This window comes from Flavobacterium davisii, from assembly GCF_042182265.1.
In the GTDB taxonomy this organism is placed as follows: domain Bacteria; phylum Bacteroidota; class Bacteroidia; order Flavobacteriales; family Flavobacteriaceae; genus Flavobacterium; species Flavobacterium davisii.
On sequence record NZ_CP097869.1, the window covers coordinates 2,539,624 to 2,562,598 of the forward strand.

The 22,975-nt window shown below is 27.5% G+C and carries 17 protein-coding genes; 10 read left to right on the plus strand and 7 right to left on the minus strand.

All coding sequences use genetic code 11. From position 1 onward, the window contains the following. Nucleotides 1-19: 19 nt before the first annotated feature. From NAB20_RS10770 to NAB20_RS10780, 3 genes are read left to right on the plus strand one after another with little or no spacing between them, the layout of a single operon-like run. Nucleotides 20-1,132, plus strand: a complete 1,113-nt coding sequence (locus NAB20_RS10770) for an imelysin family protein (protein WP_375605120.1) — start codon at nt 20-22, stop codon at nt 1,130-1,132. Continuing rightward, complete coding sequence (locus NAB20_RS10775) at nt 1,122-2,477, plus strand: HTTM domain-containing protein (RefSeq protein ID WP_105197119.1); 1,356 nt, start codon at nt 1,122-1,124, stop codon at nt 2,475-2,477. Before NAB20_RS10770 ends, NAB20_RS10775 begins: the two co-directional genes overlap by 11 nt. Continuing rightward, on the plus strand, nt 2,458-4,881 hold the full coding sequence (locus NAB20_RS10780) for a TonB-dependent receptor domain-containing protein (RefSeq protein WP_105197118.1): 2,424 nt from the start codon (nt 2,458-2,460) through the stop codon (nt 4,879-4,881). The genes NAB20_RS10775 and NAB20_RS10780 overlap by 20 nt, the downstream gene beginning before the upstream one ends. Nucleotides 4,882-5,196: 315 nt before the next feature. Here the strand turns inward: NAB20_RS10780 and NAB20_RS10785 are convergent, their stop codons facing one another. The 3 genes from NAB20_RS10785 to NAB20_RS10795 form a co-directional block, all read right to left on the minus strand. After that, nucleotides 5,197-6,087: a Ppx/GppA phosphatase family protein gene (locus NAB20_RS10785; RefSeq protein WP_105197117.1), complete on the minus strand. Its 891-nt coding sequence runs from the start codon at nt 6,085-6,087 to the stop codon at nt 5,197-5,199. Nucleotides 6,088-6,097: 10 nt separating this feature from the next. Continuing rightward, nucleotides 6,098-8,212: a polyphosphate kinase 1 gene (gene ppk1, locus NAB20_RS10790; RefSeq protein ID WP_105197116.1), complete on the minus strand. Its 2,115-nt coding sequence runs from the start codon at nt 8,210-8,212 to the stop codon at nt 6,098-6,100. Nucleotides 8,213-8,588: 376 nt separating this feature from the next. Beyond that, complete coding sequence (locus NAB20_RS10795) at nt 8,589-9,374, minus strand: RNA methyltransferase (RefSeq protein WP_105197115.1); 786 nt, start codon at nt 9,372-9,374, stop codon at nt 8,589-8,591. Nucleotides 9,375-9,481: 107 nt separating this feature from the next. On the opposite strand from NAB20_RS10795, the gene NAB20_RS10800 reads away from it, so the two are divergent. The 4 genes from NAB20_RS10800 to NAB20_RS10815 all read left to right on the plus strand — a co-directional run bounded on the left by NAB20_RS10800 (nt 9,482) and on the right by NAB20_RS10815 (nt 14,023). After that, a complete protein-coding gene (locus NAB20_RS10800; RefSeq protein WP_105197114.1) occupies nt 9,482-10,420 on the plus strand; it encodes a FemAB family protein in 939 nt (312 codons plus the stop codon). A gap of 48 nt (nt 10,421-10,468) precedes the next feature. Continuing rightward, nucleotides 10,469-11,581 (plus strand): DegT/DnrJ/EryC1/StrS family aminotransferase, encoded by a 1,113-nt coding sequence (locus NAB20_RS10805; RefSeq protein WP_375605121.1) that lies wholly within the window; start codon nt 10,469-10,471, stop codon nt 11,579-11,581. Between the two features lie 93 nt (nt 11,582-11,674). Further along, a complete protein-coding gene (locus NAB20_RS10810) occupies nt 11,675-13,195 on the plus strand; it encodes an oligosaccharide flippase family protein (protein ID WP_375605122.1) in 1,521 nt (506 codons plus the stop codon). 333 nt (nt 13,196-13,528) lie between these two features. Then, on the plus strand, nt 13,529-14,023 hold the full coding sequence (locus tag NAB20_RS10815) for a DUF7000 family protein (RefSeq protein ID WP_088394359.1): 495 nt from the start codon (nt 13,529-13,531) through the stop codon (nt 14,021-14,023). A gap of 256 nt (nt 14,024-14,279) precedes the next feature. Here the strand turns inward: NAB20_RS10815 and NAB20_RS10820 are convergent, their stop codons facing one another. After that, complete coding sequence (locus NAB20_RS10820; protein WP_375605123.1) at nt 14,280-15,473, minus strand: cytochrome-c peroxidase; 1,194 nt, start codon at nt 15,471-15,473, stop codon at nt 14,280-14,282. A 160-nt stretch (nt 15,474-15,633) separates the two neighbouring features. Here NAB20_RS10820 and fabG point away from each other — a divergent pair, with 160 nt between their 5' ends. Next, nucleotides 15,634-16,380, plus strand: coding sequence for a 3-oxoacyl-[acyl-carrier-protein] reductase (fabG, locus tag NAB20_RS10825; protein ID WP_088394363.1), 747 nt, complete (start codon nt 15,634-15,636; stop codon nt 16,378-16,380). A 119-nt stretch (nt 16,381-16,499) separates the two neighbouring features. Continuing rightward, complete coding sequence (locus NAB20_RS10830) at nt 16,500-18,527, plus strand: hypothetical protein (protein ID WP_375605124.1); 2,028 nt, start codon at nt 16,500-16,502, stop codon at nt 18,525-18,527. A gap of 253 nt (nt 18,528-18,780) precedes the next feature. On the opposite strand, the gene yaaA is transcribed toward NAB20_RS10830, so the two are convergent. Beyond that, nucleotides 18,781-19,539, minus strand: a complete 759-nt coding sequence (gene yaaA / locus NAB20_RS10835) for a peroxide stress protein YaaA (protein WP_088394613.1) — start codon at nt 19,537-19,539, stop codon at nt 18,781-18,783. Nucleotides 19,540-19,897: 358 nt separating this feature from the next. Here yaaA and NAB20_RS10840 point away from each other — a divergent pair, with 358 nt between their 5' ends. Further along, nucleotides 19,898-20,653, plus strand: a complete 756-nt coding sequence (locus NAB20_RS10840) for a LytTR family DNA-binding domain-containing protein (protein ID WP_105197091.1) — start codon at nt 19,898-19,900, stop codon at nt 20,651-20,653. 271 nt (nt 20,654-20,924) lie between these two features. On the opposite strand, the gene NAB20_RS10845 is transcribed toward NAB20_RS10840, so the two are convergent. Beyond that, nucleotides 20,925-21,779 carry an OmpA family protein gene (locus NAB20_RS10845; RefSeq protein ID WP_088394611.1) on the minus strand — a complete coding sequence of 285 codons (855 nt, stop codon included), beginning with the start codon at nt 21,777-21,779 and terminating at the stop codon, nt 20,925-20,927. Between the two features lie 6 nt (nt 21,780-21,785). Next, nucleotides 21,786-22,787: a glycosyltransferase family 2 protein gene (locus NAB20_RS10850; RefSeq protein WP_235877932.1), complete on the minus strand. Its 1,002-nt coding sequence runs from the start codon at nt 22,785-22,787 to the stop codon at nt 21,786-21,788. Between the last annotated feature and the right edge of the window lie 188 nt (nt 22,788-22,975).

A 22,975-nucleotide genomic window follows, 5' to 3' on the forward strand; every position in this document is an offset into this window, starting at 1 on the left:
TGCATTTATAAAGAAAATTATGAGAAAAATATTTTTTGTACTTTTTTTGTCTTTATTGACAAGTTGTTCAGATGATAAAAAAATTGATGAACCTCAAGTTACTATAGGAGACAATTATGATAAAAAGGCAATGCTTACCAATTGGGCAGAAAATATCATAATTCCGGCCTATAAAAATTATCAAATAGAAGTAAATAAACTGTATGAAGAAGCAAATTCTTTTAAACAAAATCCAACTACTGATAATTTAAATAAAGTAAGAACCTCTTGGTTTAATTCCTATAAAGCTTATCAACGTGTAGCTATGTTTAAAATAGGAAAATCAGAAGATTTATATTTTGTAAATCATGCGAATACATATCCTGTAAACGTTATTGAAATTAATAAAAATATAAATACAGAAGGATATAATCTTACTTCACTAACACAATTTGATAAACAAGGATATCCCGCCCTTGATTATATGCTTTATGGTTTGGCTGATACAGATAATGCTATTTTAATGTTCTATACAGGCGCAGAGGCACAAAAATATGCAACTTACCTAACTGCTTTAGTTACAGATTTAAAAAATACAGCAGATTCATTACTAAATGATTGGAATACTTATAAAAATACATTTATTTCTAATACAAATAATACGAGCTCTGGTTCTGTAAATTTAATAGTAAATGCGTATATAGAATATTTTGAAAAACATATTCGATTAGGTAAAGTAGGGTATCCAGCAGGAAAATTTTCGAGTGGCGTTCAACCAAATAAAGTAGAAGGTTATTTTAAAAAAGATATATCTAAAATTTTATTGAATGAAGCGGTAAAAGCAAGTGCGGATTTTTTTAATGGAAAATATTTTGCTAGTAATCAAACAGGGCCATCATTAAAAAGTTATTTGGATCATCTAAATGTACAAAGAAATAATAAATTATTAAGTACCATTATTAATGATCAATTTTCATTAATACAAATAAAAAATAATGCCCTTGATAATAATTTTGTTAATCAAATAAGTACAGATAACAATAAAATGTTAGAAGCTTATGATGCCATGCAAATTAATGTGTCTTATTTCAAAGTAGATATGTTAACAGCGCTTAATATTGCAGTAGGTTATGTTGACTCAGATGGGGATTAATATTGATAACTATTTAAAAAAAGCATCATTTTCCGAAACGCTAGCTTTTTATAGAATAGCGTTTGGATGTATGATGCTTTTTAGTATTATTCGTTTTTGGAGTTACGGATGGATAGACTCTTTGTATATAGCTCCAAAATATCATTTTACTTATTTTGGTTTTGAATGGGTTAAACCAATAGGTGTTTATACTTATTTACTGTTTTTTATTTGCGGCTTATCAGCTTTATTTATCACACTAGGCTATCGTTATAAAATAGCTATTATATCCTTTTTTATTAGTTTTACTTACATAGAGCTAATGGATAAAACTACTTATTTAAATCATTATTATTTTATTTCTGTAATTAGTTTTATTCTTATTTTTCTTCCCGCAAATTGTAATTATTCCTTAGATGTTTATTTCAATAAATTCAAGTTGCGTTCACACGTTTCACAATGGAATATTGATATCTTAAAATTAATGTTAGGAATAGTCTATTTTTATGCAGGATTAATAAAGTTAAATTCCGATTGGTTATTACAAGCACAGCCTCTTAAAACATGGCTTCCTATGAATTCAGGACTACCAATTATAGGACCATTATTACTTAAAAATGAGGTTCATTATATCATGAGTTGGGCAGGTGCTATTTATGATTTATCCATTCCTTTTTTATTGTTAAATAAAAGAACCAGAATAGTTGGGTTTATATTAGTAGTTATATTTCATATATTTACTAAAATATTATTTCCTATAGGCGTTTTTCCTTATGTGATGATTATAAGTACTTTGATATATTTTTCAGCTGATTTCCATAAAAAAGTACTACAAAAACTATTTGAAATTCTTAGAATTTCAAATTCTAGATTTCAAACAACATCTTATTCTAAAGCTATTACCTCTAAATTTTCAATAATTTTTTTGAGTTTTTTTATGTTGTTTCAGTTTGTTTTTCCTTTTCGATATTTATTATATCCCCAAGAATTATTTTGGACAGAAGAAGGTTTTCGCTTTTCTTGGCGTGTAATGCTAATGGAAAAAGCAGGCTATACACAATTTAGAATTGTAGATCAAACAGGTAAGGTAGCATTAGTAGATAATCGTCATTTTTTAACAGCATTTCAGGAAAAACAAATGTCATTTCAACCTGATTTTATATTAGAATACGCACATATTCTTAAAAAATATTATACTGATAATGGCTTTGTAAATCCTAAAATATATGTAGAAAGTTTTGTGGCACTTAACGGACGATTAAGTCAACCTTATATAGACCCTACTATAGATTTAGGATCACAAAAAGAATCATTCAAACATAAAACATGGATTTTACCATTTAAAGATGAAATTAAAGGATTTTAAATTTTTACTACTTTTATTTGTAGTTACAAAAATGTTTTCGCAAAATACCATAATAGGTAAAGTTCTGTTTAATGGAGTAGGCGTTCCACAAGTTGAAATTTTAGATAAAGAACTAGGTGTAAATTACTTTACTGATTCCAACGGGAATTTTACTATAAAAAATAAAAAATCAACAAACCTAGTTTTTTATAAAGAAGGTTATGAAATTATTGAAAGAAAAATTACACCATCCGCTCAATTACAAATAATTACAATTGAACAATTAAGAAAACTTTCCGAAGTAAAAATTGTAAGCCAACGCCAAAAAATAAGTGCGATCAGAACATTAAAAGATGTTGAAGAAACGGCGATATATGCTGGAAAAAAAACAGAAGTAGTTGTTTTAAATAATTTGACAGCTAATAAAGCGGTAAATAATGCACGTCAGATTTTTTCACAAGTTGTAGGTATTACAATGAATGAAAGTATTGATGGAGGATTACAATTGTCAATAGGAGGTCGCGGTTTAGATCCCAATAGGACAGCTAATTTTAATACACGTCAGAATGATTATGATATTAGCGCAGATGTTTTAGGTTATCCAGAAAGTTATTATGCTACTCCAACAGAAGCAATAGAAGAAATCCAGATAGTAAGAGGTGCTGCCTCTCTTCAGTATGGAACACAATTTGGAGGAATGATTAATTTTAAGATAAAAAAACCTAGTACAAAACCTCTAGAAGCTATTACTCGTTTTACAGCAGGTTCATTTAATACAATTGCTAATTTTACTAGTTTAAGTGGAACAAAAGAGAAATGGAGTTATTATACATTTTATAATTACAAGAAAGGTGATGGATTTAGACCTAATTCAAATTTTGAATCAAAAAATTATTTCGTAAACTTAAATTATAAGTTATCTGATAAGACTTCTTTACACTTAGATTATACACATTTCAATTATTTAGCTAAACAACCTGGAGGTTTGACTAATGGAATGTTTGCAAGCAATCCTTTTCAAAGTAATAGATCACGTAATTGGTTTTCTGTTAATTGGAATTTATTTGCTTTGCGCTTAAAGCATAAGTTTAATAATGATGCTGATTTTTCATTGCAATTATTTGGATTAGATGCTTATAGGAAAGCATTAGGATATCGTTCTAATAGAGTATCCAATCCTGATGTGCCAAATACGGAAAGAGATTTAATTATAGGAGAATTTATAAATTGGGGGGCGGAAGCACGATATTTGAATAAATACACCTTATGGAATAAGCGTAACGCGTTTTTAATAGGAGCGAAGTATTATCAATCTAAAAATACAGGGACACAAGGACCAGGAAGTGCTACATCAGAGGCTGATTTTAAGATTGCAGATAAAGAATTTCCATACTATCAAAATCAGTCATCTTATAGTTATCCTAATTTAAACGTTTCCCTATTTGGTGAAAATATTTTCAAAATAACAGATCACTTTTCTATTACTCCTGGTTTTAGATATGAATATATAAAAACACAAGCTGTTGGTTTTTTTAGAGTAATTAATAGAGATTTAGCAGGAAACATTAATCTTGATAAAACAGAATTTGAAGACAGAGTTTTTGAAAGAAAATTTGCCTTATTAGGACTAGGATTTAGTTATAAACCTCAATCTACTTTAGAAGTATATGCTAATATAACACAAAATTACCGTTCTGTAACCTTTAATGATATCAGAACCGCCAGTCCAAGTATAGTAGTGGCAGATGATATAACAGATGAGAAAGGATATGGTTCGGATATTGGTATTCGAGGAAAAATAGGAAGTATCCTAAACTATGATATTAACGGATTTGGTTTGTTATATGATAATAAGATAGGTGAATATAGCGCTCGTGATCCAAAAGGATTAAAACCAGATGTGCGTTTGAGAGATAATATTGGTACAGGCATTACTTATGGTTTAGAGTCATTAGTAAATATTAATTTCCTAAAAATAATTTTACCAGATAATTTAAATTTTAAATTCGATGGATTTACTAATATATCTATCACAAAATCAAAATATATAAAGTCTGATATTCCTAATATAAAAGATAATCATGTTGAATTTGTGCCTTTGTATAATTTAAAGTCAGGGTTGAGTTTAGGCTATAAAAATATATTACTTAGTACACAATATACTAATGTATCATCTCAATTTACCGATGCTTCTAATAGAGTTTCGGATCAGAATGATTTATCAGGTATATTTGGAGGAATTCCTTCCTACAATGTGTTAGACTTATCTGCCTCATACAAAATAAATCGGTTTAAAATTGAAGCCAGTGTTAATAATTTAACAAATAACAAATATTTTACTAAAAGAGCAACAGGTTACCCAGGTCCAGGTATTATCCCATCAGAACCTCGTGTATATTATTTAACTTTAGAAATAAAGTTGTAACCCAATCTTGATTGAATCCAAAATATTCGATCGTTATTTTTATTTGTAATAAATTGCTAACGCGTAATTTGAGCCAAACAGATTACGCGTTAGATTTTGTGATGAAGACGATGAATGAAAAACGAATAAAATTTTTCTTACAGATATGAGGGGTTAAAAGAGCAGGCTTAACGTATTGTTTGTCACTTTGACCAAAGAATAACTCATATTTATAAACACTAAAAAAGGGAAGAATTTCATTTTATGGATTAAAAATTTTTCTTTTTATAGCGGATCTTTAAGTAATATCTTTTTCTAATAAAAGGATGCTGATTTTTAGATCTTTTCATGGTACATTGCCTTGATAATACCGTCTGAAAGGCCTATTTTTGGAACATAAATTTTATTAGCTTTACTCCACTTCATAGCGTTTAAATAAATTCTAAGAGCATGTATAATTACATCAGCTCGGTCTGTATTTAATCCCAATTCAGCAATTCTTTCCTCATAAGATAATGAAGAGAGGTATTGGTATTGTGTATTTAAATAAATATACGATAAAGGTTTGTCTTGTTGTTTGCCAGATAATTTAAAAATTTTATTAATATTTCCTCCAGACCCAATTAGAGTAATTTCTTCATAAGGTTCTGTTACATTCTTTATCCATTTTTCAATTTCTTCCCAAACCACGTTATTTACCATTTCATTAAGTAATCGAACAGTTCCATTTTTAAATGATTTAGAGGCTATCATTTTTCCTTCGCTGAACAAAGAAAATTCAGTACTTCCTCCGCCTACATCAACATATAAATAGGTTTGTTCTGTTTTAATAAATGAATGTAAATCAGAGGCGGCAATGATTGCGGCTTCTTTTTTACCATCAATAATATCAATTTTAATTTCGGCTTTCTTTTTTACTAATTCTACTACTTCTTTGGCATTATATGCTTCCCTCATAGCAGAAGTTGCACAGGCTTTATATTTTTCGACTTTATAAACGCCCATTAATAATTTATAGGCTTTCATAGCATCTATCATCCGATTAATATTTTCCTGCGTAATTTCTCCCACTGTAAAAGCATCTTGTCCTAGACGTATAGGTACTCTGAATAAAGCACTTTTATTAAATTGAGTTTCTTTACCTTCTTGTTCTACTACATTCATGATAAGTAATCTTACAGCATTAGATCCTATATCAATTGCGGCATATTTTTTTATATTAATCATTCGGATTGATTTAAATTATTTCTTCTATAACTTCTATTTTATTTCGATAGTATTGATAGGTTTCTAATTGTGCTCTAAAAATGGGATTATCTGCTCTTAATCGGTATTTATTATCTAATTTTTCAGAGTGAAAGCGTGCCTTAACATTCCCTTTCCAACCTATATCAAAAGTGCTTATTAATTCTTCTTTTATATCGTCATCATAAATAGGACAAGAAACCTCTACACGAGCATCTAAGTTTCTAGTCATAAAGTCGGCTGATGAAATAAATACATCAGGATTATTGTCATTGCAAAAAATATAAACTCTGGAATGTTCTAAATAGGCATCTACTATAGAAATGGCTTCTATATTTTCACTCATTCCTTTAATACCTGGTATTAGAGAACAAATTCCTCTAACAATCAATTGAATTTTTACACCAGCTCTACTAGCGTCATATAATTTATCTATCATTTTGTAATCAGATAAACTATTCATTTTAAGTTTTATGTAAGCTGCTTTTCCTAATGACGCGTTAAGTATTTCACGATCAATTAATTTGCAAAATTTAGATCGAGTATAATGAGGCGATAAAATCAAATGTTTATAGCGATGTACTTTATAATTAATTTGAAAGAACTCAAAAACTTTAACCATGTCTTTCAATATTTTTTGATGGGCTGTGAATAATGTTACATCAGTATATACTTTAGCACTAGATTCGTTAAAATTACCTGTTGATATAATGCCATAGCGTTTTAATTTTCTTTTTTCGTCGATTCGTTCTACATAGCATATTTTGCTATGAACTTTTAGACCTTTTACACCAAAAATCAATTCGATACCTTCTGTTTGCATTATTTCTGCGTAAGAAATATTACTTGCTTCATCAAATCGAGCTTGTAACTCTATTTGAACAATAACTTTTTTACCATTTTTAGCAGCATTAATTAATGAACTTACAATTTGTGAGTTTTTGGCTAAACGATATAAGGTAATTTTTATAGTTGTTACGTATGGATCTAAGGCTGCTTCTCTAAGAAATCGAATGATATAGGAAAAAGATTGATAAGGAGCATTTATTAAAAAATCTTTGTATTCAATTTGTTTTAATATACTTCCTTCTAGGCTTAAACCTTTTACTATTAATGGTACGTTTGATTTATATAATAAGTCAAATCTGCCTAAATTAGGAAAATCCATATAATCCCTACGATTATGATATCGACCACCAGGAATTAAACTATCCTTAGAATTTATTCCCATTTTATGTAAAAAAAATTTCAAAGTATCTTTGTCTATTGTTTGATCGTATACAAAGCGTACAGGTTCACCTATTCTTCGATCTTTTACACCTAGTGAAATTTTTTCTAAAAAACTTTTGTTTAAATCTGTATCAAGTTCTAATTCTGCATCACGAGTAATTTTTATCATGTGAGCAGTTATGCTATCATAATCAAAAATGGTAAATATTTGATGAATGTTATAACGTATTACATCATCTAGCATGATAACATATTGTTTATCATTATTAGAAGGTAAAACAACAAAACGATTAATGGTTTTAGGAATTTCAATTACAGCATATCGAACTTCTTTTTTTAATTTTATTTTTTCAAAAAGGCTACTTTCTTCATTTGGTTTCATAACCATTTTAATAGCCAAATATCCTGAGGTATCTTTTAATAAAGGAAATTCGTCTAAATCATTAAGTATAATCGTTACCAGTTCAGGACTTACTTTTTGAATAAAAAAATCTCTAATAAAATTTTGTTGTTCTTTATTTATTTCGGTTTCATTAATAATAAAAATACCTTCTTTTCCTAATTCTTTTTCAATAAGACTCAATATTCGAAGGCTTTCAGATTGTTGCTCTATAACAGTATCCGTTATGTCTTTAATTAACTGTTGTAATGATATTCCACCTAAAATTTCTTCCCCTGTTTTTCCTTCCAGAGCTAACCTTCTGATAGCAGCATATCGAACTCTAAAAAATTCATCAAGATTATTTGAAAAAATTCCTAAAAATCGCAAACGATCTAATAAAGGAACTTTTTCATCAGCTGCTTCTTGTAATACTCTAAAATTAAAAGCTAACCAGCTTTTTTCTCGGTCTATATATCTATTTTGATTATTTGGCATATATACAGTCTATTCTTTTGAAAATAGTTATCGCTTAATCCTTAGTTTTATTCGTTTTTAATATATTCAATACAAAAGCATAGGAAGGTTATAACTAAAATATCATTATATAATACCATCAAATTTATTGACAAAATTTGTAATGACATCATGATATCTTAAAAGAATTAATTCTTTAACAGTATTTTTACATTAAAGATATAGTAAAAGCCAAAATATAAAATTAAATATTTTGGAATCAATAAGATATGATGTTTTTGTAACGAATTGTTAATTAAGAGGTTGTTTTAGAAACAGAATAAGGAATGATGATTTTTTGTGTTCAGATTGGTTTTAGTTTTTGTTTGTTGAAATGTAAAAAATGTTATTTGTTAAATTACTTAAAATCACGTTGTCTTTTAGCTTCAAAAATTAAGATAGCAGCGGCAACAGATACATTCATACTATCTATAGCTCCTTGCATAGGAATTATTATATTTTGAGTAGCCTCAGTTCGCCATTTTTCACTTAGTCCTATGGCTTCAGTACCCACAACCAGTGCTGTTGGTTGAGTGTAATCTTGGGTATGATAATTTGTAGAATTTTGTAATGTAGCCGCATAAAAATTAATTTGATTGATTTTTAGGAAATCTATAATTTCATCAGTAGTACCAGTTGCAATTTGATTAGTAAATAAACAACCTACACTAGATCTAACAATATTTGGGTTGTATAAATCACTTTTGGGATTTGCAATAATTACCGCATCCAAATTGGCAGCATCTGCTGTACGAAGTATAGCTCCAATATTACCAGGTTTTTCAGGAGCTTCTGCAACTAATATTAAAGGGGTTTTAGGTAATTTTAAATCGGTTAAATTAAAAGATTTAGTTTTTGCAACAGCCAGAATTCCTTCCGTTGTATCACGATAAGCCAACTTGTGATATACTTCTTTTGATATTTCGATAATTTGATTGGATTCAAATACAGTGACATCAAATGCAGAAAGTATTTCTGTGCAGATTAAAATACTATCTATATGATAGCCTCCTTTTTTAGCTAATTCTATTTCACGTATTCCTTCAATTAAAAAGGTTCCTGTTTTCTTTCTTTCTTTGGCTTTTTCTTGTAATAAATTTAATGATTTGATATAAGGATTATGAATTGAGCTAATTTGTTTCATTGTATTTAAATAAGAAACCAAAATTATCTAAAAAATCTGAGATCTTAAAATTTGTATAGGCATATTAAAATGTGTATTTTTCGACTTTTAATATTTAAAAATAGAGTTTGTTTAAAATAATACAATATAATTCAACTTACTATACAATTTGGAATGCGTTTGTTGAAGAATCTAAAAGGACGACTTTTTTATTTCATCGTGATTATATGGAATATCATAAAGAACACTTTGAAGATTTTTCATTAATGATTTTTGATGATAAAAGACTAGTAGCTATTCTACCAGCTAATAGGATAGGACAAGTTGTATATTCACATCAAGGATTAACTTATGGCGGTTTTTATTTTTTATCAAAAATGGCTCTGAACAAAATAGAAATAATTTTTGAAAGTATTTTTAAATTTTTAAAAGAAAAAAAAATAAAAAAGCTTATCTTAAAACAAATGCCTGATTTGTATTTAAATGATAATCAAGGTGTCGATTCTCTCTTGTTTAATCGTTACAAATGCTCGTTGATTAAACGAGAAATGAGTTTAATGATTGATTATAAAAAAACTGTTTCCATTTCTAAAAGTAAAATGAAACACTTTAATAAAATTAATAAATTAGGTTTAGAAATACGAGAAGAATCTAATTTTAAACCCTTTTGGACACAAGTTTTAGAGCCTAGATTGTTAAATCGTTATAATACAAAACCTGTACATTCATTAGCTGAAATACAAAAATTACGGAATTTATTTCCTGATAATATTATACAGTACTCCGTTTATTTTCAAAATGAAATTATGGCAGGAATTACGCTTTTTGTATCAAAAAAAGGAATAAAATCCCAATATGGAGCTACCACTACATTAGGCGAAAAATATAGAGCACTTGATTTTTTATTTATTAAATTGATTCAAAAATATGAAAATTCATTTCAGTTTTTTGATATGGGAACCGTTAGTGATGATAGTTCTCTAGGATATAATGTAGGTTTGTTACAACAAAAAATAGAGTTAGGCTGTTCAATTTATAATTTTGATATATATGAAATAGAAATATAAAATCAAATTAATAAAAGAACATAGAAAAAAATAGAATCTAATAAATTTATGACAGATATTATATTAAACCCTGACTTTATGAATGTATCTTTTTTAAACTTAAAAAAGATAAATGAACCTTATGAAATTCTTTTTCAAGATAAGTTACAAGAAATATTAAGATCAGGATGGTATATTTTAGGAAAAGAAGTAAGGCTATTTGAAAAACAATTTGCAAATTATTGTTTATCTAATTATTGCGTTGGAGTAGGAAATGGATTAGATGCCATAACACTTACCCTTTTAGCTTATTTAGAAAAAGGGAATTTAAAAAAAGGAGATGAAATTATAGTTCCAGCCAATACTTATATAGCGTCTATTTTAGGAATTATACAAGCAGGACTTACTCCTATATTAGTTGAGCCAGATTTAGAAACCTATACTATAAATTCTTCTAAAATAAAAGAAAAGATAACGTTTAAAACAAAAGGAATTCTAGTGGTTCATTTGTATGGTCAATTAGCTGATATGGATGCTATAATAGAAATAGGTGCAAAATACGATTTGTTAATTATAGAAGACTGTGCACAAGCCCATGGTTTAAAGTTTAAAGGAAATCATACCCGTACATTCAGTTTTTATCCAGGTAAGAATTTAGGTGCTCTGGGAGATGGAGGCGCTGTAGTAACAAATGATAAAGAAATAGCTGACCTTGTACAGAAATTACGTAATTATGGTTCATTAAGCAAATATTATAATGAATTGAAAGGATTTAATTCAAGATTAGATGAATTACAAGCGGCTTTTTTAAATATTAAACTTCCTAAATTAGATGCGGATAATAAAAAAAGAAAGGTAATTGCGGATTGTTATTTAAAAAAAATTAAAAATCCTCAAATCATTCTTCCTCAAATTAAAACGTTAGAGGAACATGTATTTCATGTTTTTGTGGTTAGGTGTAAAAAACGTAATGAACTACAAAAATTTTTAGAAATTAACGGGATTCAAACACTTATTCATTATCCTGTTGCGCCACATAAGCAAAAAGCAATGTATGAATGGAATGATTTAAACTTTCCAGTTACAGAAAAGATCCATAATGAAGTACTTAGTTTGCCTATAAGTCCAGTTATGACTAAAGAAGAAGTAGATTATGTAATAAAAATAATCAATACTTTTTAATGCTTTTATCGATATCTAAAATACCAGATGTTAGCCTAATTAGATGTTGTTAATTTAGATGTAAAGAAACTTGTTTCTGAATTTTTAGTTATTATGCAAGAAGACACCTCCAATATTAAAAGTTATAAAAAAAGCCTGAGTAATACTTTAAGCTTTGGATTAGTTCAGTTTGTAAATATTATAATAGCTCTATTTAAGGGGAAGATTATGGCTGTTTTTTTAGGTCCTTCTGGTATTGCTTTAAATAATCTTTTTAATTCTACTCTAAACATTATATCCACTTTTAGTTTATTTGGCTTAGAGTTAAGTGTGGTAAGAGAGTTATCAGATACCTTAGAGGAAGACGATCAGCAAGCAATAGAAAAAAGAACCCATATTTCAATATTATTATTTTTATTTTCAGCTCTTTTAGGAACCTTTTTAACTGTTGTCTTTGCCCAACAATTAAGTCTGTTTACATTTAAAACATCCAATCATTACCAAGATTTTATCCTTTTATCTTTATTTATTTTCTTTACAACTTTAGCAAAAGGAATACAAACTATTTTTAAGTCTTTACAAATGATACACGATATCATTGTTTCAAGTATATACATATCTATTATTAGCTTTGTACTATCCAGTTTATTATTTTATAACTATAAACAAGGAGGTATAGTTCCTTCAATTTTAAGTTCAGCTTTTATTAGTTTTATAATTTCACTCCTTTATTTTATAAAAAGTAACATTAAAATACGTTTTGAATTAAATAATACAATTATTATATATGCCAAAAAAATTATACAATTAGGTTTAGTTCTGATTATAACAACTCTTTTAGGATTAATTACAAACCAATTCATCAATACTTTTATAGAAGAAAGAGGAGGTTTAAATGATTTAGGATTATATTCAGCAGCTATTTCATTAACAACTCAATATATAGGTTTTTTATTAACAGCATTAGCTACTGATTTTTTTCCAAGATTGTCTATGGTTTCTAAAGATAACAAAAAGATAAAACAATTAGTTAATGAACAAACGGACGTAGTCGTTTTGTTAGTTTCACCATTATTGATTTTATTAATTATTATAGCACCTTTTGTAGTAAAATTATTTTTATCTAAAGAATTTTTAAATTCGGTTTTATTAATTCGATTCATTTCTTTTGCAACTTTTTTTCAATTAGTTTCATACTGTATGGGATATATTTCCTTTGCAAAAAGTGATAAAATATTATATCTTTTTTTTGAAGGAATATACGGAAATCTAATTAAATTAATTCTTTATATATATTTTTATATGTATTATGGAATCAATGGATTAGGTGTTGCTTATTTAATTCATTTCTTTCAATACAATATTTTTATTTATTTGATTACAAAAAGACGTTATTCATTTGTATTTGAAAAACAAATTTTAAAAAATAGTATCATTATGCTATCTTTATTAAGTCTTGTTATTTTGTTATTTATTTATCAAAATACAAGCAGTTTAACTTATATCATGTCAATACTTATTTTCTTATTTAGTTTAAAATATTCGTATAATCAATTAAATAAAAAGACATCAGGAAATATACCAGTATTAAGTAAAATTCAAAATGAAATAAATAAGTATTTTAAAAGACAATAGATTTAATCTTAATTACACTGTAAAAATTATCAAACATAGTCGCTAAAAAGTACATGTTTTTGTCTTTTAATTTAGTAAAACGATATTTATAGAAAAAAATCTACTATAATCCCAGATTACGCATTAGACCCGAGCGTAGCGAATAGACGAAGTAAATCTATTCCACTTTATTTTTCTTTAAATATCAAGCACGTACCTACTAAAACCGAAAATATTCTTTTTGAACAAACTATTTTGGTTATATTTGGAGGTAGTTGTGCGTTTTTTTATATACCAGCTTAGGCATAAGTTAACTCGACTAACTAACAAAACAAATAATAATATGAAATAAGAATGAAAGATTTGAACTATTTTGTTGACAAATACAAAGAGCAACTAGACAAAGGCGATATTCAAGAAGGCTATGTTGGACTCGTTAAATATCTAACAAGACTTAGTACAAATTTATCAAAGAACCTTATAGAAACATATTCATTCGGAAGTCTTTTTCAAGGTTATATGGACTATACATATTTTTATTATACAAACGACTTTTTAAAAAAAAGAAAGCTAAAAATGGGACTCGTATTGAATCATACAAAAATGCAATTTGAAATTTGGCTTTTAGGTCAAACAATTCCAATTCAAGAAAAATATTGGGAATACTTTAAATTAACTAAATGGAATAAAGACAGAACAACTAGACCTCAATATTCAATTCTTGAAACAGTACTAATTGATAAGCCAAACTTTAACGACTTGGAAGAACTAACAAGACAAATAGAAAATAAATTAGTTTCCATTACGAGTGAAATAATTGAAGAAATAAAAAGGAGTAAATTAACATAAAAATACAAAACCGTTTATATAATACAATAAACTGCCTTCCTAATAAAGGCAGTATGTTTCTCAAATACTTACTTCAGGAAGTCTAATAACAATAACCGAGATTCCGAATTAGACTTCGTTGTGAAACAAAATTTCCAATAAATTCAAGTACTTACTCAAATTGGAAGAAAAATAAAGCGGAATAGATGTTTAATGCGGAATTTGGGATTATCCTTTACAAAAAAATATGACTAGAGAACGATTTCTAACGATATTTTTAGGATTTAAAAGGTGTAGACCATTTAGGATCCGTATAGAGAGCGGTACCAGATAATGTTTTTAGAAAAGCAATAACAGCATTTACTTCCGTTGAAGTGAGGTGGAGTTGTTGTCCAAAACCATTAGGTTTTAATTTATTATCTAAATTAGGATTATTTGCAGCAGCATTTGTTAGATTTCCATAATGACCAATAGCAGCCTGTAATGTTGTAATAACTCCTGTGTGCATCATAGGACCATTTAGAGTACCATCTGCTTTAACTAAATCTCTTAAACTTGGCGCTTTTGTAATAGTAAAATCAGGACCACCATTAAGAGATCCTGCTATACCATTATTTCTACTGTTAGGATTTATGTCAAATTCAGGAGCAGCATGACATCCTGCACAGCCTAATCCACCACTTATTCTGTTTCCTGTTGTATCGAATATAGGAGGTGTTAGAAATAAATTTTTACCTGTGTTTTCTTGAGCTGTAAAATTAGAGAAAGATTGGTTATCATTTGTTGCAAGTGCTCTACCTACATCATATTTAGAATCAAAAGATTGAATGCTTTTTACAAATTGAGCTAAAGCAAGTTGAATTTTTGCTTCTGTAATTTCCTCGGAACCATATACAAACTTAAAAAACTCTTTATAATAAGATATTCCACTTAATTTAGTTATTAAACTATTAAAATCTAAATCTCCGTTTGTACCACTAAATCCCATTTCAGTATGATTTCGAATGGGTTGCGTAACTTGAAATTCTAGACTAGATGCACGTTCATCCCAGAAAAATTTGGTTTCATTGGCAAAACGATTGTTTACTAGTCGCATAGAGTGTCTATCTGTAGTACCGTTTACACCTTTACTAGCCACTTCTGTATCACCAAAAGCATTAGATTGTTGATGACAGTTGGCACATGAAATAGTATTACTAGATGAAAGATTTTTGTCATAAAATAAAACTCTTCCTAAGGTAGCTCCTTTATTAGTTATAAGATTCGTGCCAGTATTAAATTTAGTAACATAATCAGGTACTGTTTGATTTGCATAATTATAAAGATTTTTTAAATCTATTTTATTACCAAAAGTAGCTGTAATATTAGGAAATTCGTCTGAAGTTTGATTAATTGGAATATATGAATCATCACGAGATTGACAGGCGGTATTCAAAATTATTAATAATGATAAGTAGATTAGTTTTTTCATAAGGCTTGATTTTTAAATAGATGAATAGCTATAAATATACTTTATAGGACTAATGAAAAATAGAAAGGTTTAATTTTAAATTTAAAATGTTATAGAAAATATTAAAGTATTTTTATATTTGTTCGACCAAACAAGTTGTTATACATATTAAAAAAATAAAATGAAATTATTAGAAGGAAAAATTGCTATTATTACAGGAGCTAGTCGTGGTATTGGTAAAGGTATAGCAGAAGTATTTGCGAAAAATGGAGCTAATATAGCTTTTACTTATAGTTCATCAGCAGAAAGTGCTTTAGCGTTAGAAAATGAATTGATAGCTTTAGGAGTTAAAGCAAAAGGATATAAATCAAATGCAGCCGATTTTAATGAAGCGCAAAAGTTAGTAGATGATGTTTTAGCAGAATTTGGAACTATAGATATTCTGATTAATAATGCAGGAGTTACTAAAGATAATTTATTAATGAGAATGTCAGAAGAAGATTTTGATGCGGTACTAAATATCAACTTGAAATCAGTATTTAACATGACCAAAGCGGTACAAAAAACAATGTTAAAAAACCGTGCAGGATCTATTATTAATATGAGTAGTGTAGTAGGGGTAAAAGGAAATGCAGGTCAGGCCAATTATGCCGCATCTAAAGCAGGTATGATTGGATTTACTAAATCGATTGCATTAGAGTTAGGATCACGTAATATTCGTTGCAATGCCATAGCACCTGGTTTTATAGAAACAGAAATGACAGCTAAATTAAATGAAGACGTAGTACAAGGTTGGAGAGATACAATTCCTTTAAAACGTGGTGGTAAACCAGAGGATATTGCGAATGCTTGTGTATTCTTAGCTTCTGATATGAGTGCTTATGTTACAGGACAAGTATTGAATGTAGATGGAGGAATGCTTACCTAATTTATAGATTCCGTCTTATAAAAAAAAACTATACTAACGTGTTGATTAGTAGAGGGCTAATTATGTTCAAGTTTTCATGATTAACTCTTTACTAATTGCTTTTTACTAATTATAAAAAAATGGCGATAAAGACAATTTTACTTTTACTTTTAGCAATAATAGTTTCTGCAGGAATTGCTTTTTATCACTATTTATATAAAGTTAATAACAAATCACGTCTTCAATTATTTTTAGCTTTTTTACGTTTTTCGTCTCTATTTTTTGTTTTATTATTACTAATTAATCCAATTATTACCAAAAGTACTTACGAAATAACGAAAACTCCTTTACCCATAGTTGTTGATAATTCAGAATCAATTGAGTTTTTAAAACAAAGTAAAATAACAAAAGAATTATCTAAAAAAATTTCTGAAAATTCAAAACTTCAGGAAAAATACCAAATACAACTATTTTCCTTTGATCAAGATCTCAATACAGATCAACCACTTAATTTTAAAGGCAAACAATCCAATATCTACAAAGCATTTGAAAAATTAAAACAATTGTATCGTACACAAAACCATCCTGTAGTTTTATTAACTGATGGAAATCAAACACAAGGAAATGATTACGTTTTTAATATTCAACAAAATGCGAATGTTTTTCCCGTAGTTTTAGGTGATACAATAGAATATTTAGATTTAAAAATCAATCAATTAAATGCTAATAAATATGCTTTTTTAAAGAATAAGTTTCCCGTAGAAATATTTTTAAATTATACGGGAAATAAATCAGTTACCGCTAATTTGGCTATACAAACCTCTGATAAAACAATTTACAAACAAAATATTTCTTTTTCTGCAAATAAAAAATCAGAAACATTATCTATTTTATTAAATGCCGATAAAGTAGGAGTACATACTTATAAAGCGGTTATTACTTCCTCCGAAAATGAAAAAAATAAGTTTAATAATGTCAAAAATTTTGCTGTAGAAGTAATAGATCAACACACAGAAATTGCTTTAATATCCTCGATTGTGCATCCCGATTTAAGTACAATCAAAAGAGCAATAGAATCGAATGAACAACGAAAAGTAACTTTATTAAAACCAAGAGATATTAAGAACTTAGATGATTTTAGTATTTTGTTTTTTTATCAGCCCAATTCTGAATTTAAACCTATTCTAGAAAAAAATAAAAATCGTAAAATTAACACTTTTGTTATTACAGGACTAAATACTGATTTTAATCTATTATCACAGTACTATAATCAATTCGAATTTAAAACATCAGCCCAAAAGGAAGATTATTCAGCTAATTTTAATCATAATTTTAATTCTTTTTCTATTGATAATTTTGGTTTTGAACAATTTCCTCCCTTAGAAAATCCATTCGGAACCATCATTCCAAAATCCAATATCAATGTACTACTTACCGCACGTATACGTATGGTAGATAGCGAAAGTCCTTTATTAGCCTTTAGCGAAAATGGTATTAATAGAAATGCCTTTTTATTTGGAGAAAATATTTGGAAATGGCGATTAGAAAGTTATTTAAAAGAAAAATCTTTTGAAAAATTTGATCTTTTTTTTGATAAAATGATACAATACTTAGCTTCTAATAACAAAAAGAAAAATTTAGTAGTTAATCATGAAAACTTTTATAATTCCGGTGAAACCGTTACAATATCAGCTCAATATTTTAATAAAAATTACGAGTTTGATGAAAATGCACAGCTTACTATCCAGTTAAAAAATAATGATACCAAACAATCCAAAATATACGATTTTTTAAAAGGTAATAATGATTTTTCAGTAGCCTTTGATAATTTAGAAGCAGGTAATTACGACTTTATAGTTAAGGAAAAACAATCAGGAACACAGTATTTAGCTAAATTTCAGATGTTATATTTTGATGCAGAAAAACAATTCGTTAATGCCGATATCATCCGATTGAAACAATTAGCAGAAAATACCGAAGGTAAATTATATCTTCCTAAAGACACAGATCAACTGATGCTTTATTTAGAAAATGTAGAAAAATATAAACCCATACAAAAAGAAGTAGTTAAAAAATCGCCACTTATAGACTGGGTTTATGGATTAGTAATACTAGTGTTACTCTTAGCTGTTGAGTGGTTTGTGAGAAAATATAATGGGTTGCTATAACCTTAATGCTATTAGATTAAACTAGATGTTGTTAATCAAGAATTTTTTTGTTTTTTCTTCTCCTATTATTTTATCAATTAAAATGATCCGATTTCTTTTAATCTGATGCTTTGAAAATAAAATTAACTTTGTTTTCTTTTTATTTCTTAGCTCAAAATAAGAATCTATTTGATAAAAAACCCCGTTTTAATTCATTTCACTGAATAATTACGAGGTTTTTCTTTATTTAGTAAGGGACTTAAATATATAAAATTTATCTCGTAAATACTAATTTATTATTAGTAGAAAGCGATTCGTCAAAACAATATCCCTCATAATTAAACCCTTTTATCCCATCAATTGTTTCAATATTATGATCAATAATATAACGAACCATCAATCCGCGAGCTTTTTTAGCAAAAAAAGAAATTATTTTTAATTGTCCGTTTTTGTAATCTTTAAATTCGGGTGTAATAACAGGAACATTTAATTTCTTAAGATGAATAGCCGAGGAATATTCATTACTAGCAAGATTAATAAAAAAAGTATCATTTTTTAATTCTTGATTTAGTGATTCTGTTAAGGTTTCTTTCCAATATTCATAAAGATTTTTTTTATTACCAATAGCTAACTTTGTTCCCATTTCTAAGCGATAAGGTTGAATTAAATCTAATGGTTTTAATAAGCCATATTGACCTGAAAGTATACGTAGTTTGTTTTGTAAAAGATCTATTTTTTGATCGGACATTGTATAAACATCTAAACCTTGGTATACATCACCATTAAAAGCATAAACAGCGGGACGAGCATTTTCAGGTGTAAAAGGCATTTTAAAGCGTTGATTTCTTTCCCAATTTAATTCTCCCAAAGCAGGGGATATTTTCATTAAACTAGATAAATCATTTGGCGATAATTGTTTAACTACTTCAATTATTTCTTTGGATTTATCTAAAAAAGAAGATTGAGTGAATTTATCAGTAGGTAATTTTTTTTCAAAATCTAGAGATTTAGCAGGGGATATAATAATTTTCATTATAATTTTTATTTAATGCCTTGATCACAAAAATACTTCTAAATATATTCAACAAACAATTTTAAAATTGTTTTTTTTTATCCTATAATAAATAAAAAACCTTTATGTTGATATTGAATATTATAAAGCTACTCCTTGATGATATAAACCAATACCTTTTTTGTTATTATAAAAATATATTATCAGGAAGTAATCCAAAAACGAAATATGTTTTTATATTAGTATTTTTTATATATAAGTTTATCTAATCATAGTTATCTGTATTTTTGTTACTATAATTTTACTAAATAAGATTAAAAAAATAACATTGCTAAAGTAAGACCTTTAGTTTGTTAAAAAATAATAAATATTCTAATATATGAATGTTATCATTATTGAAGATGAAAAACCATCAGCGCGATTATTGCAACGTAAAGTAGAAAAATTAGGACTTATTGTAAGCCAGTCATTACATTCTGTTGAAGAAGCAAGATATTGGTTTCAAAATAATATACACCCTGATTTGATTTTTTTAGATATTCAGTTATCTGACGGATTATCATTTGAAATTTTTGAAGAAATAGACATAAAAAGTGCTGTTATTTTTACAACAGCTTATGATGAATATGCCTTACGAGCTTTTAAATTAAATAGTATTGATTACTTATTAAAACCTATCGATGAGGAGGATTTAAAAATGGCTGTTAATAAATTTAAATCTCGAACATCAACGGTGCAAAATCTTTCGCTAGATTTTGATATGATTAAACGAATGCTAGTGAATCCTATTGAAAAAGAATATAAAAAACGTTTTGCAGTAAAGATAGGACAACAATTAAAATTAATTGAAATTAAAGAAATAGAATGTTTTTACAGTCAAGATAAAGGAACCTATTTACATACTTTAGATAACCGTGATTATTTAATAGAAGGAACTTTGGAACAATTGGAAAATGAGCTTAATCCAGAAGATTTCTATCGCATATCCAGAAAATTTATAGTATCCTTAAAATCAATTAAAGAAATTCAAATACATAGTAATTCAAGATTAAAGTTAGTATTGCCTTCTTACAAAGATGATGAAATAATAGTGGCTCGTGAAAGAGTAAATGATTTTAAAAAATGGATAAGTTAACGTATCGATATTGTTTGCCTCAGATTTCGTATTAGCTTCGTTACGAAACAAAAATTTCAATAAATTTAGGTACCTGCTCACGTAAAATTTTAGAAGAAGAAAGAGGAAACTATTTTGCGATTAAAATGAAAGTGCGTGCTTGAATTGAGAGAAAAATAAAGTAAAAATAAATTTGCTTTTATTTTGTTAGTTTACTTCGTTCAGGTCTTACTTTGATGAAAGTAAAATGATTGAACGAAGTAAAAAGAACAAGGTCGTATTTTTTTTAAAATTATTTACTTAAATTTTTCATTTCTTTTTCGATCATTTCATAAAATTGATCAATTTTAGGCATGATAATAATTCTAGTACGTCTGTTTTTAGAACGATTTTCAGGAGTATCATTATCCACTAAAGGAATGTGAAAACTTCTACCAGCTGGGATTAATTGCTTAGGATTTACTCCTAAATCTTTTTCTAATACACGAACGATAGAGGTCGCTCTTTTTACAGAAAGATCCCAATTGTCTAATAAAACGCTATTTTTGATAGGTAAATTATCCGTATGACCTTCTACCATACATTCAAAATCAGGTTTGCTATTAACAACTTTTGCAACTTTTGCTAATACACCTTTAGCTTTATCACTTACATCATAGCTACCAGATTTAAATAATAAATTATCTGCTATAGAAATCATGACAACCCCTTTTTCAACATTTATATTAATGTCTGGATCATCTATACCAACTTCACGTTTTAAGCTTGTAACAAGAGCCAATGTTACAGAATCTTTTTTAGTTAAAGCATCTTGTAAACGATTAATTTTTAAATCTTTTTCCTTGATTGCCTCTAACGCTTTTTCTATATTTTGAGCTCCTTTTTGAGTTAAAACAGTCATTTCTTTAGAACTATTAATCAAATCAGAATTATTTCTTCTTAAATTTTGATTTTCATTCTGCAAAGCGGTTAAACTCGCGTTAAGCCCTGATTTTTCTTCTAAACAAGAATTTAATTTAATAGTTGCGGTATTTAACAAGTCTTGCGTTTCTTTGTTTTTAGTTTCTAATTCAGCATATTTCTTTTTAGAAACACAAGAAGTTGTTAAAAGACCTAAAATAGATAATGTTAAAAATGTTTTATTCATTCTAATTTAATTTTTATATTGATAATCAAAAATTTTGCCATTTTTAATAAAATAACGATAAACGATAGAATTTATTTTATAATAATTTCCCTTTTGATTTGTACTTCTCTTTTTGAACTGTTTAGAAAAATTGGTATAAAAATAATAATGAGACCTTAAAATAGCCCAAAAATGTTTGGGTTTTAATTCTACTAAAAATTTAATTCCAGCCATACCATCCAATAACATTCGTACAAATAAAATAGGAATTAATTGAGAGGTAGGAAGATTTTTAGTCATCATCCATAATGAATTTCTGAAATTTAAAAATGTTTTTTCTGGTGATCCTGTCTTTAATGTAGCACCTCCAACATGATAAACAGTAGAAAAACCACAATATTTAATCATGTATCCTTTGTTAAAAGCGCGCCAACATAAGTCAATTTCTTCTTGATGTGCAAAAAAATCAGCATCCAATCCATTTAATTCTCTAAATATTTCTTTTCGTATAAAAAAACAAGCACCAGTTGCCCAAAAAATATCAATAACATCATCGTATTGACCATTATCTTGTTCTAAGGTTTCAAAGATTCTACCTCTACAAAAAGGAAAACCATAACGATCTATAAAACCGCCTGCTGCGCCTGCATATTCAAACATTACTTTGTTTTTATAATCTAATATTTTCGGTTGAGCAATCGCAATCTTTGGGTTTTCATCAAATAATTTCTCAATAGGTTGTAACCAATTTTTAGTTACCTCGATATCGGAGTTTACTAACGCATAAATGTCTTCTTCAACATGTTTTAATGCTTCATTATATCCTTTTGCATAACCAAAGTTATCTTTGTTTTTTATTATTTTAATATGGGGAAATTGTTCTTTAACAAACGATATTGAATTGTCATTAGAATTATTGTCAGCAACATATATAGTTGCTTCTGGAGAATACTGAATAACAGATGGGAGGAACTGTTCTAATAATTTTTGTCCATTCCAATTAAGTATGACTACAGCAATTTTTTTCATATTTGAGTAGCTTAATTTAATAAGCTTTTAATTTTTATAATAAGTAAAAACATATTTTATGACCACAAAAATAAGTCTAATTAAAGGGATTGGAGTAAAAAAAATAAAATTTTACTAAAAGTTTTTAATAAAGTAAGGTGATAATAGACTTTGATATAAAAAGTATTAACGGATAAAAAATATAAAAA

Bases quoted from the DNA above. Each gene is read 5' to 3' on its own strand.
- NAB20_RS10770 (WP_375605120.1), top strand. From the start codon at position 20: ATGAGAAAAATATTTTTTGTACTTTTTTTGTCTTTATTGACAAGTTGT.
- NAB20_RS10775 (WP_105197119.1), top strand. From the start codon at position 1,122: ATGGGGATTAATATTGATAACTATTTAAAAAAAGCATCATTTTCCGAA.
- NAB20_RS10780 (WP_105197118.1), top strand. From the start codon at position 2,458: ATGAAATTAAAGGATTTTAAATTTTTACTACTTTTATTTGTAGTTACA.
- NAB20_RS10785 (WP_105197117.1), bottom strand. From the start codon at position 6,087: ATGATTAATATAAAAAAATATGCCGCAATTGATATAGGATCTAATGCT.
- ppk1 (WP_105197116.1), bottom strand. From the start codon at position 8,212: ATGCCAAATAATCAAAATAGATATATAGACCGAGAAAAAAGCTGGTTA.
- NAB20_RS10795 (WP_105197115.1), bottom strand. From the start codon at position 9,374: ATGAAACAAATTAGCTCAATTCATAATCCTTATATCAAATCATTAAAT.
- NAB20_RS10805 (WP_375605121.1), top strand. From the start codon at position 10,469: ATGACAGATATTATATTAAACCCTGACTTTATGAATGTATCTTTTTTA.
- NAB20_RS10810 (WP_375605122.1), top strand. From the start codon at position 11,675: ATGCAAGAAGACACCTCCAATATTAAAAGTTATAAAAAAAGCCTGAGT.
- NAB20_RS10815 (WP_088394359.1), top strand. From the start codon at position 13,529: ATGAAAGATTTGAACTATTTTGTTGACAAATACAAAGAGCAACTAGAC.
- NAB20_RS10820 (WP_375605123.1), bottom strand. From the start codon at position 15,473: ATGAAAAAACTAATCTACTTATCATTATTAATAATTTTGAATACCGCC.
- fabG (WP_088394363.1), top strand. From the start codon at position 15,634: ATGAAATTATTAGAAGGAAAAATTGCTATTATTACAGGAGCTAGTCGT.
- NAB20_RS10830 (WP_375605124.1), top strand. From the start codon at position 16,500: ATGGCGATAAAGACAATTTTACTTTTACTTTTAGCAATAATAGTTTCT.
- yaaA (WP_088394613.1), bottom strand. From the start codon at position 19,539: ATGAAAATTATTATATCCCCTGCTAAATCTCTAGATTTTGAAAAAAAA.
- NAB20_RS10840 (WP_105197091.1), top strand. From the start codon at position 19,898: ATGAATGTTATCATTATTGAAGATGAAAAACCATCAGCGCGATTATTG.
- NAB20_RS10845 (WP_088394611.1), bottom strand. From the start codon at position 21,779: ATGAATAAAACATTTTTAACATTATCTATTTTAGGTCTTTTAACAACT.
- NAB20_RS10850 (WP_235877932.1), bottom strand. From the start codon at position 22,787: ATGAAAAAAATTGCTGTAGTCATACTTAATTGGAATGGACAAAAATTA.